This window comes from Natronorubrum marinum, from assembly GCF_052040125.1.
Classification (GTDB): domain Archaea; phylum Halobacteriota; class Halobacteria; order Halobacteriales; family Natrialbaceae; genus Natronorubrum.
In genome coordinates, this window is the sequence record NZ_JBPPFV010000003.1 from 493,113 (window position 1) to 506,403 (window position 13,291).

Here is a 13,291-nt window from a genome sequence, read left to right on the forward strand (position 1 = left end):
CGGTCCGAGCTCATATCGTGTGGTTGTCCCTCGATAGCATAAAAATCCCGGCATGGGGACGTATGGTATAAGAACTATCAGTACAATCATGACTACGAACGTCTGCGATCGCTCATACAACCCAGTCCTGTCGAGTCACTCCCCATCGTCGTCGAGAAGAACGTCCTCGATGAATCGAGCGGAGCCGCGTCTGAGTTGGCCGCCGACTGCCGTTGGCGAGAGATCGAGCAGCGATGCCAGTTCCGCCATGGACATCTCGCGTGGCTCGTCGTACAGTAATTCAGGCCGACTTCAGATAACGGTCGTGGGTGAGCCGACGCAGTCGGCGAATTACGCTGCGGTTCTGAAATTTTGGTTCAGATTCTCAAATCGTGGTTCAAATCCAATCGCGCCCCTCATTCTGCGATGACTGAACGTGAGATGTAAATCCGTCCCGCTTCCCAACATTGTTCGCTCCGGTAACGTAATGATCATTGACACCGTTATAGCATATGTCGGCAGAGCCGGTCGACGGCATCACATTGGGGATAGGGGGGAATCACAAATCGATCATCGCGACACGCGACGATCACCATCCCCGCTGCCGACGTGCGTACACCCTTTCGAAACTAGTATTCGGCCGTTGACCATATTGAACACAGCTGAACGCAAGCATACAAAGATTCATACGCTCCAACAAATCATCTGAATGTATGGTTGCAATCGGAATCGGGGCTCCGATCTACGTAATTATCCAAGCAGTTATCGCGCGCTTCGTCTACCGTGAAGCTTCGGCTCACAATCGATGATCACCGCTTGTAGTTGCCGTAAGCGTATTCGTCCTCAGCATTATGGCGGTGTTCGTCATCCATATCCTTCTTATTTTGCTCGCCCAATCAGTCGTTATCGCACTGTACCGACTTGGTACCTCACGGAACCAGCCAGCGCCTCAATAGCCCACTTCTGAACAGGTGTTCCACTAGTGTCAGCTGTCGACTGTTGTCAACTTCCACAGCATACCTTTTCAGGCCGACGATACAACCCCCTCGAGTCCAACGTCCCTCCATGGACGATACAGCCGTCGACACGACCGCCTACACCGATCTCGTCGCCGGGTCTACTAGTTTTCCCGAGCAGGCACGCCGCCGCGCCGAGACCGAACGCGAGGTCGTCGAGTGGGCGATCGACGAACTCGAGTCGATCGTCGACGAGCAGGGGGGTGACTTGGAGCCGCTGCTCGAATACGCCCGCCGGAGCCGCGAGAGTCTCCCCGAGCGCCACCTGCGCGCCTACGAAGCGATGGCCGAGACGTTCGACGTCGATCCGGAGGTCTACGACGTCTACGTCTTCGCCTATTCGGAACTCTGCGAGGAGTTGGCTGATGGAGCGGGGCGCTCCGAGAAGAACCCGAAGGGATGTACGAACGCGCTCGTAGCCCCGCCGAAAGTCAAGTCTGACGCCGGCTTCGATGCCGGGTGCGGCGAGACGACTGCCGACACGGGGGCCAGCGATGCCGGGCCGCTCGTGCTCAAAAATCGGGATATCGCGGGCCGCGGAACGCGCCCGAAGTCGATCATCGAGCAGCCGCCGATCGACGACTACTACGGCTTTCTGACGGTCGACACCTGCGGGACGATTTCGACGTTCAAGGGCGTCAACGATCAGGGGCTGGTCGCGGCCAACACCTACATCGACAGCACACGAGACGACGTCGATCCGGAGGACCAACTTCGAAACGGCACCGTTATCCGGATGATTCTCGAGGAGTGTGCCACCGTCGACGAGGCTCGCGAACTGCTCGAGTCTCACCCGACGCGTCACCTCTGTGGCCAAACGCTGTTTCTCGCGGATGCGACCGACGCCGCCCTGCTCGAGGTCGATCCGGTGGCCGAACGGATCGTCGTCGACGACGACCCCGTCGTGACCAGGACGAACCACTTCGTGAACGGCGAGTCGACACAGACCGAGAGTTCGACGGACCGACGCGAACGGTCGCTCGAGTTGCTCGAGGGCGCGAATCGACTCGACCGCGACGATCTGTGGACGTTCGCGCAGGATCACGCGAACGGGCCCGGCGACGACTCGATCTGTCGGCATCCGGAGCCCGAGACGGACGAACCGCACGCGTTCGGTCAGTTGACGACGGCGAGCACGGCGATCTTCGAGGGTGGCTCGCCGGTGATCGAGGTCGGGATGGGAAACCCCTGCGAGACGGAACGAACGCGGTGTGCGTTCGGCGACGAGATCCCGACCGACCTCCGGACCGGACAGCGGTGGCTCGATCGGCTGCACTGACGCTCGATCGCGGACTCTCGATCGCTCGAGTGGCGTCGCGGCGCTACGCGTTCCTCTCGAGCGAAGCGATCGACGCGCGGACGATCGCACCGCCGACCAGCAGTGTCGACCCGAAGATGAGGACGACACTAACGGTAGCGAGCGCCTCGATACCGTACGCGCCACCTACTTGTTCGCTCGCGGTGGCGACGCTCCCGGCGAGTAGCACGACCGCGAAGTACCCTCTAATGTCAGTCTCGTCTACGAGACGCGTTGCACCGACGCCGACGCGTGCTCCGAGCGCGCTCCCGACGAGCATCGCGGCGACGACGGGGTCGTCGACGGCGTTCGACAGGGCGTAGACGAACGTCCCGAACGCACCCGAAACCGCGATCTGAAGGAGACTGGTTCCGGCGGCGACCGCAGCGGGAACGCCGAACCCGTAGATCATGACGGGAAGAAGGAGGAATCCGCCGCCGACGCCGAGGCATCCCGAGAGGGTGCCGATCCCAAGACCGACGGCGAGGACGATCCACCCCGAGACGGTCGCACCGCCGGACACCGTCATCGTAGGCGGGAGGTCGACGGCTTGCACCGCGGTGGCGATTCCGATCGGTTCGACGAGGGTGCCGTCAGTACGGGCGTCCCGGAGTACGAACAGTCCGGCCGCGCCGAGGAGACCGGCGTAGACCAGGCCGACGGCGACATCGGCGCGACCGAGTTCGTCGAGCAGGAACACGATTCGCCTGCCCACCTCGATACCGAGCGTCAGTCCGGGGATCAACACGGCCGCCAGCTTGTAGTCGATCTGACCGTGAGCGCGGTGTCTGAGCGAACCGATAACGCTCGTCCCGAAGACGAACGCGAGGCCGCTTCCGACGGCGACCGTCGCCGGATAGCCGAGCACCAGCAACACCGGCGTCACGAGGAACGATCCTCCCATTCCGAAGAATCCGAAGAGGACACCGATCAGTAGGCCGAACCCGACGAAGAAGGCGATCGTCACAACACCGAGTCCGAGGAGCTCCACGGTCAGCGACTCACGAGCCGTTCGCGGATGGCGGGGTCGGCTGCTCGAGCGAGCGCACCGTAGCCGACGTACAGCGCGATCGCTTCGGCCGAGACGATTCCGACCGTGACGGCAGCCCGTCCGGGCTCGCCGAGTGAGGGTTCGAGGGGACTCCCCAGCGCAACCACTATCATCACGCTCACCAGTGTGACCTGCACCGTCGACGCCCGCCACGAGACTGCCGCCGGTTCGCCCTCGCGATCACTCACGGTCCGGCCCCCCGTCGTTTCGGGCGCTATGGCGCGGCTCGTCGTCGTTCCGAGCGCCACCGGACGGAGCGACGTTCCGGTTCCGGCCGAAGACGTTCGTCGGATCGTACTCGTCCTTCAACGCGACCAACCGCTCGTACGCCGGCCCGAACGCGGTTTCCATCATGGCGTCCCCTTCCTCGAAGAAGCCGGGGAAGTTCAGGTAGACCGTCCCGTCCGAGAACTGGCGCATATCGTCGAGACAGTCGCGTACCCACTCGAGGTTGGCGTCGTCCGCTTCGGGGCGTTCCCAGTTCGCCTCCACGCCGAGGAGGAACGGCGCGTGTCGTCCCGCGAACGCACTGTCCTCGGTGTCGACCAGATCGATTGCGCCCCCCAGCTGCCAGATATCGACGGTCGATCGCGGCGAGGGTGCAACGTCGGCCCAGGAGTCGATCCGATCGATGGCGGCGTTCGGGAGTCCGTCGAGGTACTGCGATTTCCAGTAGTACCGCATTCCGTCGGGGTACTCCTCGTCGAAGAGCTGCTGGAGTTCCGCGTACGGCATCGTCCCGCTAACGTCGGCGATCGGCTCGTCGAGTTCCCGCAGGGGCGCCAGCGCGCGTTCGCCGTCTTCGATCGAGCCGGCATAACAGCCGATAATGCCGATCTTGCGTTCGTTCACCGCGTCCGCCGGGAACAGCTCCTCGTCCGGTATCACGCCTGCTGACGCGAGGGTAGTGACTTCTTCGGGCGCCGACGCGACGTACTCGCGGTACGCTCGCAGACACTCGGCCGACCGGTCGCCCGAATAAAACACCACGCAGGTCGCCACGTCGGGACCGACCGGGTGGAGGTCGAACTCGAAGGTCGTGACGACTCCGAAGTTGCCGCCGCCACCGCGAAGCCCCCAGAAGAGGTCCTCGTTCTCGTCTGCGCTAGCGGTCAGGAACTCGCCGTCTGCCGTCACAAATTCGACCGATGTGAGGTTGTCACAGGTCAGGCCGTGCTTGCGGCGGAGGTGGCCGATCCCGCCGCCGAGAGTGAGTCCAGCGACGCCGGTCGCCGAGACGACCCCGCCGGGCGTCGCGAGACCGAACGCCTGCGTTTCTCGATCAACGTCCGCCCAGGTGGCGCCGGCCTGGACGCGCGCCGTCCGGGCGTCGGGGTCTACCCACACACCTCGCATCTCCGAGAGGTCCACGACGAGCCCGTCGTCGCAGACGGCGGTCCCGGCGACGTTGTGGCCACCGCCGCGAACCGATACCGGAAGCTCGAGGGTGCGGGCGAACGTCACCGCATCGACGACGTCGGCGACGCCGCGACACCGTGCCACGAGCGCGGGGTACCTGTCGATCAGTCCGTTCCAGACGGCGCGGGCGTCGTCGTACGCAGCGTCGTCGGGCCGGATCAGGGTTCCGTGAAACGTCGTCTCGAACTGTGCTAACTGCTCGTGAGTGATCGTCCGTCGTCCCATGACGAATCGGACGACGCGGCGAACGTTGGCCTCACCTCTCGAGCAGCGTTCGGCCTCGAGTGCACCGTTACGGGGGGTGAGACGAATCTCGTGGTGAGTACGTGGATAGAGTTACTACTCTAGATAGCCATTCTCTAGCAAGTGAGTTCAATGGACTCCGATCGAGACGAACAACTGGCAGAGGATCGACGCCTGCCGCCCGGTTCTCCGGTCTTCGAGGCTATCCTGGAGAACGAACGGAACCGTCGCTATCTCGGCGAGCGGTTGAACACCGCGGACGACCGCGTCGACACGGACCTGCTCGTCGACATCGTCCGGCATGGTCCGGTCCTCGAGGCGCTGCTTTCGAACCCGCTCGATCGCCGGGAGATCGAGTCGCGTCTCGACGTGTCGCGGGCGACGAGCCATCGGTACACGCGGTGGCTCGACGAGCGGGATTTCGTCGAGAAAGTCGACAGTCGATATCGGTTGACCTGGCGCGGCGAGGTCATCGCGGAAGAGTTGCTCCGGTTCGAGGCGAACGTCCGAACCGCGCACAGACTGACCCCGCTTCTCGATTCGATCTGTGCGGACCACCGGGAGTTCGTCGTCGAACCGTTCGTGGACGCGACGGTTACCGTCGCCGAACCCGACGATCCGTACGGACCGGTCGAACGGTTTGTTTCGCTCGTCGACGGGTCGGAGACCTTTCGGGGGTTCAACACGACCCACATGGTCCCGCTGGTCCTCGGCGAGTTCCACCAGCGAGTGTTCGACGAAACCGATACCGAGATCGTCTATCTCCCGCACGTCGTGGAGAAACTGTTCGAGACCTACCCCGATCGGGCCACCGACGCGATCGAGTGCGGACACTTGACGCTCCGGACGCGCGGCGACCTCCCGTACGGACTCGCGCTTTTCGACGGCCGCGTCGGAATCGGTGGCTACGACGAGGCCACGGGCCTGATGCAGGTGTTCGTCGATACCGACTCGCCGATCGCCCGCGAGTGGGCCGAACGCGTCTACGCGTCCGTCAGGTCGGATTCCGAACCGGTCGACGAACGGCGTCCGCCGACCCGGTGACGGCCGCCTTCCACGTTCGGTCTCGGAACGGGTTCGCCGCCGAAAACACGAAACCCGGACTCAGGCGCGCGCAGGCCGGGTCGCGAGGTCGGCTTCGAGCCGTCTCGCCGCCTCGAGCCGCAGCCGTTTCGCCTGGCGCTTCGTGAGCCGCGCGTCGGGGAGTCGATTCGCGATCGGATCGTACGTCGACGGCGTGAATCCGAGTCGCTGCAGGTAGGCGCGGACGCTCGAGTCGCCGAGGCCGTCGAAGATCGCGGCGTCGGTGATCTCCTGGACCGTCTCGAAGGCGGGAAGTGGCACTTCGCCGCCCGCGTTCGCCACGTCGTCCTCCCCGACGACGGTGCCGCGAGCGTCGGCGTGCGTGACGATCGAGCGGACCTCCTCGGCGAGGTGGAGGATCTGACTCGGGAGCGCCGCGTCGGGCGAGCGCCACTCGACGGTTGGCATCGCCTTGCGCAATCGGACGGGGGTCCAGACCGCGTCGTAGGGATCGAACTCGTCGTCGAAGTCGGCCGGATCGACGCCGCGCTCGAGTGCGCGCTCGCGGAAGCCGTCGTAGGCGTTTTCGAGGGTGGTTTCCCACTCCTCGACGCTGTCGACGTAGGGCCAGAGCTGTCCCTGTTCGGGACAGGCCTCGTAACACGAGCGTCGGTAGAGGAACGGGCGTGCACACTCGAGGAGGCGCTCGCCGCGGTAGTGTGAGGAACTGTTGGCGAGCGCGAATGCGGGATCGAGCGCCGTCAGCGTGTTCAGCTGGTCGACGACGTTCGACTGTTCGAAGTGGATGTGCGTGCCGGCACAGACGCGGGCGTCCTCGAACGCCGGGCCGACGATTCGTCGCTGGAGGTCGGTCCCCTGCTTGTCGCGGTAGGGAACGTCTTCCGGGCCGGCGTGTAACGGGGTCGACAGCGGGACGAGCCGTTTACCCCGTTCGCGTGCCGCGTCGACGGTGGTACTGATGAGGTCGCGAAACTCCGCGCGGAGTTCGGCCATCGACTGGCACGGGGTGGTCTTGATCTCGAGCATCGGCTCGACGAACTCGGGGTCGATCTGTTTCGAAACGTCGAGCAGTGATTCGGGTGGGACCAGGTCGCCGTCGTTGTCGATGACCCAGTACTCCACCTCGAGGCTGGTTTTCATGGATGGCTCCGTTGGGGGATGTAGTGGTGCTGTGGCCCTCGAGCGAGCCGTCACCGGGCCAGCACGTGGACGGGCCGTCGAACCCAAACGCGACGCGCGAGTTCGTCCCCGTCCTGCGATTCTCTCCTGTAACCAACTTGGTAGGCCGGTACTACGTGAAGGGGTTGAGCCTGCGTGCGCAGGGGATAGATCGTCGGCGCAAAACCGCTCCGCTCCCGGCGAACCGTGCGGTAAGGTACCCATACACAGTATCAAACGGCGAACCGCGTGAACCGTGTCGCTCGAAACGACTCCACTAACACGAGTGTTACGTGGTTGCTCTCGCGTCTCTGGTGGGTTCATAGCCGTGCAGTAACATTGTGTAACTAGATGAGCAACGAAACGACCGGAGACGACAGCGGAATTGGCGCGTCGGTACTCGTCGTCGGCGGCGGCGCCGCCGGACTGAGTGCGGCGTTGTTTACGGCGAAAAACGGCCTCGAGACTACGGTGTTCGACACGGACGAGACGTGGATGCACAAGGCCCACCTGTTCAACTACCTCGGCATCGGCTCGGTTGGCGGCAGCGAGTTTCTGGCGACCGCCCGCCAGCAAGTCGATGATTTCGGTGCCGACCGTCATCAGGACGAACCCGTAACTGCGGTCACCGAGACCGACGACGGCTTCGCGGTCGAAACCGACGATGGCCACTACGAAGCCGACTACGTCGTCCTCGCGACGGGCGCCAACCGTGACCTCGCCGAGGAGGCCGGCTGCGAGTTCACCGACGCGGACGTCGTCGACGTCGGCGTCGAGATGGAGACGAGCGTACCGGGACTGTACGCGACGGGTGCGATGGTTCGCCCGGAAGAGTGGCAGGCCGCCATCGCGGTCGGTGACGGCGCCGCCGCCGCACTCAACATCCTCTCGAGCGTCAAAGGCGAACACTACCACGACTTCGACGTTCCCGCCGACGCGGCGCGCGTCTTCGGCGAGCAGCTCGCTGAATAACCCACCCGAACGTATTCACACCACATGTCCAACGAGACCCAGAACCCAGTCACGCCCGAGCTACCCGACAGCCCCGTCCACATGACGGGCACCGACCACATCACCATCTGGGGGAGCAACGAGGCCGATACCGTCGAGTTCTACCGCGACCTCCTCGGGATGCCCCTCGTCCTCCGCCAGCCCAACCTCGACGACCCCTCCCAGACCCACCTGTTCTTCGACACGGGCGACGGTCGCATCCTCACCTTCTTCGTCAGCGACGACCGCCCGTCGAACCGGCAGGGCCAGCGCGGCGGCGTTGGCGCCGTCCACCACCTCTGTTTCAGCGTCGACCCCGACGAGTACGAGGAGACGATGCAGGCGCTCGAGGACGCGGGCCACCGCTACAATATCTTCGACCGGGGCATCTTCCACTCGATCTACACCACGGACAACAACGGCCTGGTCATCGAACTCTCGGCGGATAAGTACGAGATCCCCAACGATCGCCGCGGCGAGATTCTCGCGAAGGCCCAGGAACTCCGCGAGGAAGACGGTGCCGACTACGCCAAAGACGAGCACCTCCGCGGCGCGATCGAGGCGCTCGGCCTCGAGGTCGTCGAACACGACCTCCCTGACGCCAGCGCCGGTACCGGTGGTCTCTGATGGCCGCCGAGGACGATGTCGACGGCCCGCACCAGGGCCAGTCGCTCGTCACCGGCGGGACGGCCCTCGAGGACGCCGAGGCTGTGATCGTACTCACCCACGGCCGCGGCGCGACCGCGCGGAGCATCGTCCAGATGGGCGAAGAGATCCATCGGGACGGCGTCGCGCTCCTCGCGCCCCAGGCCGCGCGCAACACCTGGTACCCGAACTCGTTTCTCGCCCCCGTCGAGCGAAACGAGCCGGGGCGAACGTCGGGTCTGCGTGCCATCGCGGACGCGATCGAGCGGGCGAACGACGCCGGCATTCCGACCGAGCGCATCATGCTCGTCGGTTTCTCGCAGGGGGCCTGTCTCGCCAGCGAGTTCGTCGCCCGCAACCCGCGCCGTTACGGCGGGCTCGCCGCCCTGAGCGGCGGTCTCATCGGCGAGTCGGTCGACCCCGACGACTACGCGACCGACGGCGCTGACCTCGAAGAAACCCCCGCGTTCCTCGGCTGTAGCGACGTCGACCCGCACATTCCCGAGGAACGCGTCCACGAGACGGCCGACGTGCTCGCGGCGATGAACGCCGACGTCACGAAGCGGCTCTACGAGGGGATGGGCCACGGCGTCAACGAGGACGAACTCGAGTTCGTCTCCGGGATGGTCGCGAATCTGGCGGACTGAACTCGCGGACTTCGGCTGTAGCCAACTATCTCTACGTGACGACCGTTCGCCTCGAGTGAACTGCGACTTATTCCGCTCACGCGCGTAGTACCGACAATGGCTCCCTACGAAACGGATCGCCGGAGGCTCCTCCTGGGAGTGGGCGGGGCCCTCGCAGCGGTCTCCATCGCCGGTTGCCTGGGGGTGGACTCGAGTGACGACGACGGGAACGAGGAACCCGAACCCGTCGTGGACGAGGCCGAGTTCGTCGAGGGCGACACCGATCCGGACGCGTGGCGGGACGTCGAGGCGATCCGATTCGACGGCTACGTCGGCGGCTGGGTCGGCGTCGAACCGGTCGCCATCGACCGTGTCGAGAACCCGACGCTCGTGCTCGAGGCGGGCCGGGAGTACGAACTCACCTGGGAGAACATGGACGGCGTCCACCACAACATCGCGTTCTGGGACGACGACCGCGAGGTCGTCGACGGCTACTCGACCGACGGCAACGAGGTCGTCGGCGAGCAGGAGACGCTCGCGTTCGAGGCAAGCCCCGAGATGGCGACCTACCGCTGTGAGTACCAGCCGGAGGGACAGGTCGGTGACGTCGAGATCGTCACGAACGGGAACTGAGAGTGGAACTCGCCGATGTCGCCGCGACCGAGTCGGGTTGCATCACGACGGTGGTCCCCGCCTGAGATGCGCTGTTCCGGCGACGCTGATACACCTTCTTCGATGAGGACGGAACCGAGTCGCAGTACTCGACAGCCGGCGCTCCGCGATCCGCTCATCGGATGACGGTGACCGAGACGGGCGCCCGACGAACGACCTGCTCCGCGACGCTTCCGAGTAAGACTCGAGAGACACCCGATCGACCGTGGCTGCCGACGATAATGTGGTCGATGTCGTGGTCCTCCGCGTACTCGACGACCGCTCGAGCGGGATTCCCCACGGCGGTTTCCATCCGGAAGTCGACGTCGTCGGTGTTGTCGAGGTCCGTGACGTCCTCGCGTAGCTCCTTCGAGGCCGATTTCTTGCGGTCCCTGATCGTGTCCTGAAGCATGTTGATACCCGCCTCGGTGAAGCTATCGGCTAGCTCGACGACACGCAACAGGACGATCTCCTCGTCCGCGTGGGTGTCGAACGCGTGTTTTGCTGCCTTCCGTGCCGGTTCCGAACCGTCGTAGGCGACGAGGATTGCCATATTCTGTCGGTACGAGTGCTGGAGTCATAAATCCGGTCAAAGAGTTTTGGACGGCAGGTATTCGGCTTGGAGAAGCATCCTCGAGTGGCGCTGCCAACGCAAAATCTGGACCGGATGGTTCGCTTACTCTTCGAAGCCGTCTTCGAAGGTAAACGTCCCGTCGCGCTGCACCACTTCTCCGTCGACTTCGATGAACGAGTCGTCGCTCATGTCGACGATCATGTCGACGTGGACCGCGGAGTCGTTGGCTTCGTTGTCATCGCCGACGGTGTCGTCGTAGGCGCGACCGACGGCCATGTGGACCGTATCGCCCATCTTCTCGTCGAACAGCATGTTGTAGGTGAACCGGTCGATGTCGCGGTTCATCCCGATGCCGAGTTCGCCCAGTCGGCGAGCGCCGTCGTCGGTGTTGAGCACTTCTGTCAGGACCTCCTCGTTTTTCGCCGCCGAGTGGTCGACGACCTCGCCGCCTTCGAACTCGAGGTAGACGTCCGTGATCTCCCGGCCCTGGTGATAGAGCGGCATGTCGAACAGCACTTCGCCCTCGACGCTGTCGGGCTGGGGGGCGGTGAAGACCTCGCCGCCGGGCAGGTTGTGCTCGCCGTAATCGTTGAGCGTCGGATTGCCGTCGATCGACATCGTGACGTCGGTCGTCTCGCCGCTCTTGATGCGGATCTCCGAGGCGGGATCCATGAGCTCGACCATGTTCGCCTGGTGCTCGCGCTGCTCGTCCCAGTCCTTGTTGACGGCGTCCCAGACGAAGCCCTCGTAGCCCTCCGTCGACATCTCCGCGAGCTGGGCGTTCGCCGGCGCGGGGTACTGCGTGAGACACCAGCGCGTCGAGAGTCGTTCCTCGAGAATGGGCCGATGAGCCTGCTGGTAGGCCGCGCTGGTCTCGGGATCGACGTCCGCGGTCTGGGTGACGTTGTCGCCGGCCCGAATCGCGATGTAGACGTCCGTATTCTGGATGAGCGCGAGTTCGTGCTCGGGGGTGTCGTACTCGTCGTTACCGGCCCGCAAAAAGGCGCGCCGCTGGCGGGCGCCCGTTCGCTGACTCACTGTCATCGGGTTCGCGCCGGCGTCGCCGATCACTTCGTGAAGGGCGACGACCAGGTCCTCGGCGACGGGGTGGGCGTCGACGACGACGTTGTCTCCTTCCTGCAGATCGACCGAGTGATTCGCGATGATTTCGGCGTGTTCGCGGATACGCGGGTCCATGTGCCAGACGTCTCCCGACGCCGGGATACCGTTTTCGAATCGAAATGGGACGAATCTCAGTCTCGGTTCGCCAGGAAGATCCCGAGGTAGATCGACGCCAGCGCGCAGGCGACGCCGGCGCCGAACGCGAGGGTAAAGGGCGACTCGAGGCTCACCTCGCCGCCGTCGTCGAGCACCCAGCCGGAAAAGCCGAGTGCGAGCAGCCCGAACGCCGCCAGCCGGAGCGCCGAAACGAGGTGGGTGCCGGGACCGGGTGGTTCGCCCATACGATGGGTGCCGTTCGAGACCGTAGAAAACGTTGGGGTTTCGATGTGTTCGACACCGTCGCGGAGTCGACATGCCGTCGACTATTTCTGCCCGCACTGCACACCTCGAGTCATGATCGATCTGCGCTCGGATACGGTGACGAAACCGGACGATGTGATGCGGGAAGCGGCCCACAACGCCGACGTCGGCGACGACGTTTACGGCGAGGATTCGACGGTCAACGACCTCGAGGCCCGCGCGGCCGAACTGGTCGGAACGGAGGCCGCGCTCTACGTTCCCTCGGGGACGATGGGCAACCAGATCGCGGCGCGGGTCCACACCGACCGCGGACAGGAGGTGCTCGCGGACCGCAAGAGCCACGTCGTGAAGTACGAACTCGGCGGGTTCGCCCAGCACGCCGAGCTGCAGGTCAGGATGCTCGAGACCGACCGCGGCGTGCCCTCGTCCGACCAGATCGCCGACGAATACGTCGCGGAGGACCTCCACCGGCCCGGCACCGGTCTCGTTTGTCTCGAGAACACCCACAACGCTCGCGGCGGACTCGCCATCGCGCCCGGGCGGATCGCGGCCGCGGCCGACGCGGCCCGCGAGCGCGACGTGCCGGTGCATCTCGACGGGGCGCGACTGTTCAACGCGGCGACGGCGCGTTCCGTCCCCGTCACCGAGATCACGGATCCGGTCGACTCGGTCATGTTCTGTCTCTCGAAGGGGCTCGGCGCACCTGTTGGTTCGATGCTGGCGGGTAGCGAGGAATTCGTCGAGCGGGCCCGCCGCACCCGCAAACTGCTCGGCGGTGGGATGCGCCAGGTCGGGATCATCGCTGCGCCCGGCTTACAGGCGCTCGAGAACGTCACAGACCTCGAGACCGACCACGAACACGCTCGACTGCTGGCCGACGGACTGGCCGAGATTTCGGGGTTCGACGTCCAAGAGCCGGAGACGAACATCGTGCTCGTGGACGTTGCGGGAACGGGTCTCGAGACGGAGACGGTGCTCGAGGAACTCGAAGAACGAAACGTGCTGGCGACGCCGTTCGGGCCGACGACGATCCGTTTTTGCACTCACCGAGACGCCTCGAAAGAGGATATCGTGACGGCGCTCGAGGCCGTCAGAGACGCGTTCGACGCGAGCTGA

The 13,291-nt window shown here is 64.7% G+C and carries 15 protein-coding genes; 7 read left to right on the plus strand and 8 right to left on the minus strand.

The features are described 5' to 3' along the window. Nucleotides 1–135: 135 nt before the first annotated feature. Nucleotides 136–249, minus strand: a complete 114-nt coding sequence (locus ACSFC5_RS18695; protein ID WP_440766747.1) for a transcriptional regulator — start codon at nucleotides 247–249, stop codon at nucleotides 136–138. 795 nt (nucleotides 250–1,044) lie between these two features. Here ACSFC5_RS18695 and ACSFC5_RS18700 point away from each other — a divergent pair. Further along, entirely contained in the window at nucleotides 1,045–2,274 is a 1,230-nt protein-coding gene (locus tag ACSFC5_RS18700; protein WP_440766748.1) for a C45 family autoproteolytic acyltransferase/hydrolase, read from the plus strand. Nucleotides 2,275–2,317: 43 nt separating this feature from the next. Here ACSFC5_RS18700 and ACSFC5_RS18705 read toward each other — a convergent pair whose 3' ends face one another. Genes ACSFC5_RS18705 through ACSFC5_RS18715 form a run of 3 tightly spaced genes read right to left on the minus strand, consistent with a single transcriptional unit; the run spans nucleotide 2,318 to nucleotide 4,987 of the window. After that, a complete protein-coding gene (locus tag ACSFC5_RS18705; RefSeq protein WP_440766749.1) occupies nucleotides 2,318–3,283 on the minus strand; it encodes a sulfite exporter TauE/SafE family protein in 966 nt (321 codons plus the stop codon). Between the two features lie 2 nt (nucleotides 3,284–3,285). After that, nucleotides 3,286–3,531: a DUF7512 family protein gene (locus ACSFC5_RS18710; protein ID WP_440766750.1), complete on the minus strand. Its 246-nt coding sequence runs from the start codon at nucleotides 3,529–3,531 to the stop codon at nucleotides 3,286–3,288. After that, nucleotides 3,524–4,987 (minus strand): FAD-binding oxidoreductase, encoded by a 1,464-nt coding sequence (locus ACSFC5_RS18715; protein ID WP_440766751.1) that lies wholly within the window; start codon nucleotides 4,985–4,987, stop codon nucleotides 3,524–3,526. Before ACSFC5_RS18715 ends, ACSFC5_RS18710 begins: the two co-directional genes overlap by 8 nt. Before the next feature lie 150 nt (nucleotides 4,988–5,137). Between ACSFC5_RS18715 and ACSFC5_RS18720 the strand changes: the two genes are divergently transcribed. Continuing rightward, nucleotides 5,138–6,049 (plus strand): helix-turn-helix transcriptional regulator, encoded by a 912-nt coding sequence (locus tag ACSFC5_RS18720; RefSeq protein WP_440766752.1) that lies wholly within the window; start codon nucleotides 5,138–5,140, stop codon nucleotides 6,047–6,049. Between the two features lie 60 nt (nucleotides 6,050–6,109). Here ACSFC5_RS18720 and ACSFC5_RS18725 read toward each other — a convergent pair whose 3' ends face one another. Next, a complete protein-coding gene (locus ACSFC5_RS18725) occupies nucleotides 6,110–7,189 on the minus strand; it encodes a glutamate-cysteine ligase family protein (RefSeq protein WP_440766753.1) in 1,080 nt (359 codons plus the stop codon). Between the two features lie 369 nt (nucleotides 7,190–7,558). Between ACSFC5_RS18725 and ACSFC5_RS18730 the strand changes: the two genes are divergently transcribed. The 4 genes from ACSFC5_RS18730 (at nucleotide 7,559) to ACSFC5_RS18745 (ending at nucleotide 10,101) form a co-directional block, all read left to right on the plus strand. Further along, the gene (locus ACSFC5_RS18730) at nucleotides 7,559–8,179 is read left to right on the plus strand and encodes an FAD-dependent oxidoreductase (protein WP_440766754.1); all 621 of its coding nucleotides are present in this window, start codon (nucleotides 7,559–7,561) and stop codon (nucleotides 8,177–8,179) included. A 24-nt stretch (nucleotides 8,180–8,203) separates the two neighbouring features. Then, a complete protein-coding gene (locus ACSFC5_RS18735) occupies nucleotides 8,204–8,824 on the plus strand; it encodes a VOC family protein (RefSeq protein WP_440766755.1) in 621 nt (206 codons plus the stop codon). After that, the gene (locus ACSFC5_RS18740; protein ID WP_440766756.1) at nucleotides 8,824–9,489 is read left to right on the plus strand and encodes an alpha/beta hydrolase; all 666 of its coding nucleotides are present in this window, start codon (nucleotides 8,824–8,826) and stop codon (nucleotides 9,487–9,489) included. The genes ACSFC5_RS18735 and ACSFC5_RS18740 overlap by 1 nt, the downstream gene beginning before the upstream one ends. A gap of 96 nt (nucleotides 9,490–9,585) precedes the next feature. Continuing rightward, nucleotides 9,586–10,101: a hypothetical protein gene (locus tag ACSFC5_RS18745; protein WP_440766757.1), complete on the plus strand. Its 516-nt coding sequence runs from the start codon at nucleotides 9,586–9,588 to the stop codon at nucleotides 10,099–10,101. Nucleotides 10,102–10,255: 154 nt separating this feature from the next. Here the strand turns inward: ACSFC5_RS18745 and ACSFC5_RS18750 are convergent, their stop codons facing one another. From ACSFC5_RS18750 to ACSFC5_RS18760, 3 genes are all read right to left on the minus strand, one after another. Further along, nucleotides 10,256–10,672, minus strand: coding sequence for a universal stress protein (locus tag ACSFC5_RS18750; protein WP_440766758.1), 417 nt, complete (start codon nucleotides 10,670–10,672; stop codon nucleotides 10,256–10,258). Nucleotides 10,673–10,795: 123 nt separating this feature from the next. Next, complete coding sequence (locus ACSFC5_RS18755) at nucleotides 10,796–11,890, minus strand: aminopeptidase (protein WP_440766759.1); 1,095 nt, start codon at nucleotides 11,888–11,890, stop codon at nucleotides 10,796–10,798. 56 nt (nucleotides 11,891–11,946) lie between these two features. After that, entirely contained in the window at nucleotides 11,947–12,156 is a 210-nt protein-coding gene (locus tag ACSFC5_RS18760) for a hypothetical protein (RefSeq protein ID WP_440766760.1), read from the minus strand. A 112-nt stretch (nucleotides 12,157–12,268) separates the two neighbouring features. Between ACSFC5_RS18760 and ACSFC5_RS18765 the strand changes: the two genes are divergently transcribed. Next, a complete protein-coding gene (locus ACSFC5_RS18765) occupies nucleotides 12,269–13,291 on the plus strand; it encodes a threonine aldolase family protein (RefSeq protein ID WP_440766761.1) in 1,023 nt (340 codons plus the stop codon).

What these genes read in the sequence shown, in the direction of transcription:
- ACSFC5_RS18695 (WP_440766747.1), bottom strand. Translation starts at nt 249, where the DNA reads ATGGCGGAACTGGCATCGCTGCTCGATCTCTCGCCAACGGCAGTCGGC.
- ACSFC5_RS18700 (WP_440766748.1), top strand. Translation starts at nt 1,045, where the DNA reads ATGGACGATACAGCCGTCGACACGACCGCCTACACCGATCTCGTCGCC.
- ACSFC5_RS18715 (WP_440766751.1), bottom strand. Translation starts at nt 4,987, where the DNA reads ATGGGACGACGGACGATCACTCACGAGCAGTTAGCACAGTTCGAGACG.
- ACSFC5_RS18720 (WP_440766752.1), top strand. Translation starts at nt 5,138, where the DNA reads ATGGACTCCGATCGAGACGAACAACTGGCAGAGGATCGACGCCTGCCG.
- ACSFC5_RS18725 (WP_440766753.1), bottom strand. Translation starts at nt 7,189, where the DNA reads ATGAAAACCAGCCTCGAGGTGGAGTACTGGGTCATCGACAACGACGGC.
- ACSFC5_RS18730 (WP_440766754.1), top strand. Translation starts at nt 7,559, where the DNA reads ATGAGCAACGAAACGACCGGAGACGACAGCGGAATTGGCGCGTCGGTA.
- ACSFC5_RS18735 (WP_440766755.1), top strand. Translation starts at nt 8,204, where the DNA reads ATGTCCAACGAGACCCAGAACCCAGTCACGCCCGAGCTACCCGACAGC.
- ACSFC5_RS18740 (WP_440766756.1), top strand. Translation starts at nt 8,824, where the DNA reads ATGGCCGCCGAGGACGATGTCGACGGCCCGCACCAGGGCCAGTCGCTC.
- ACSFC5_RS18745 (WP_440766757.1), top strand. Translation starts at nt 9,586, where the DNA reads ATGGCTCCCTACGAAACGGATCGCCGGAGGCTCCTCCTGGGAGTGGGC.
- ACSFC5_RS18750 (WP_440766758.1), bottom strand. Translation starts at nt 10,672, where the DNA reads ATGGCAATCCTCGTCGCCTACGACGGTTCGGAACCGGCACGGAAGGCA.
- ACSFC5_RS18755 (WP_440766759.1), bottom strand. Translation starts at nt 11,890, where the DNA reads ATGGACCCGCGTATCCGCGAACACGCCGAAATCATCGCGAATCACTCG.
- ACSFC5_RS18760 (WP_440766760.1), bottom strand. Translation starts at nt 12,156, where the DNA reads ATGGGCGAACCACCCGGTCCCGGCACCCACCTCGTTTCGGCGCTCCGG.
- ACSFC5_RS18765 (WP_440766761.1), top strand. Translation starts at nt 12,269, where the DNA reads ATGATCGATCTGCGCTCGGATACGGTGACGAAACCGGACGATGTGATG.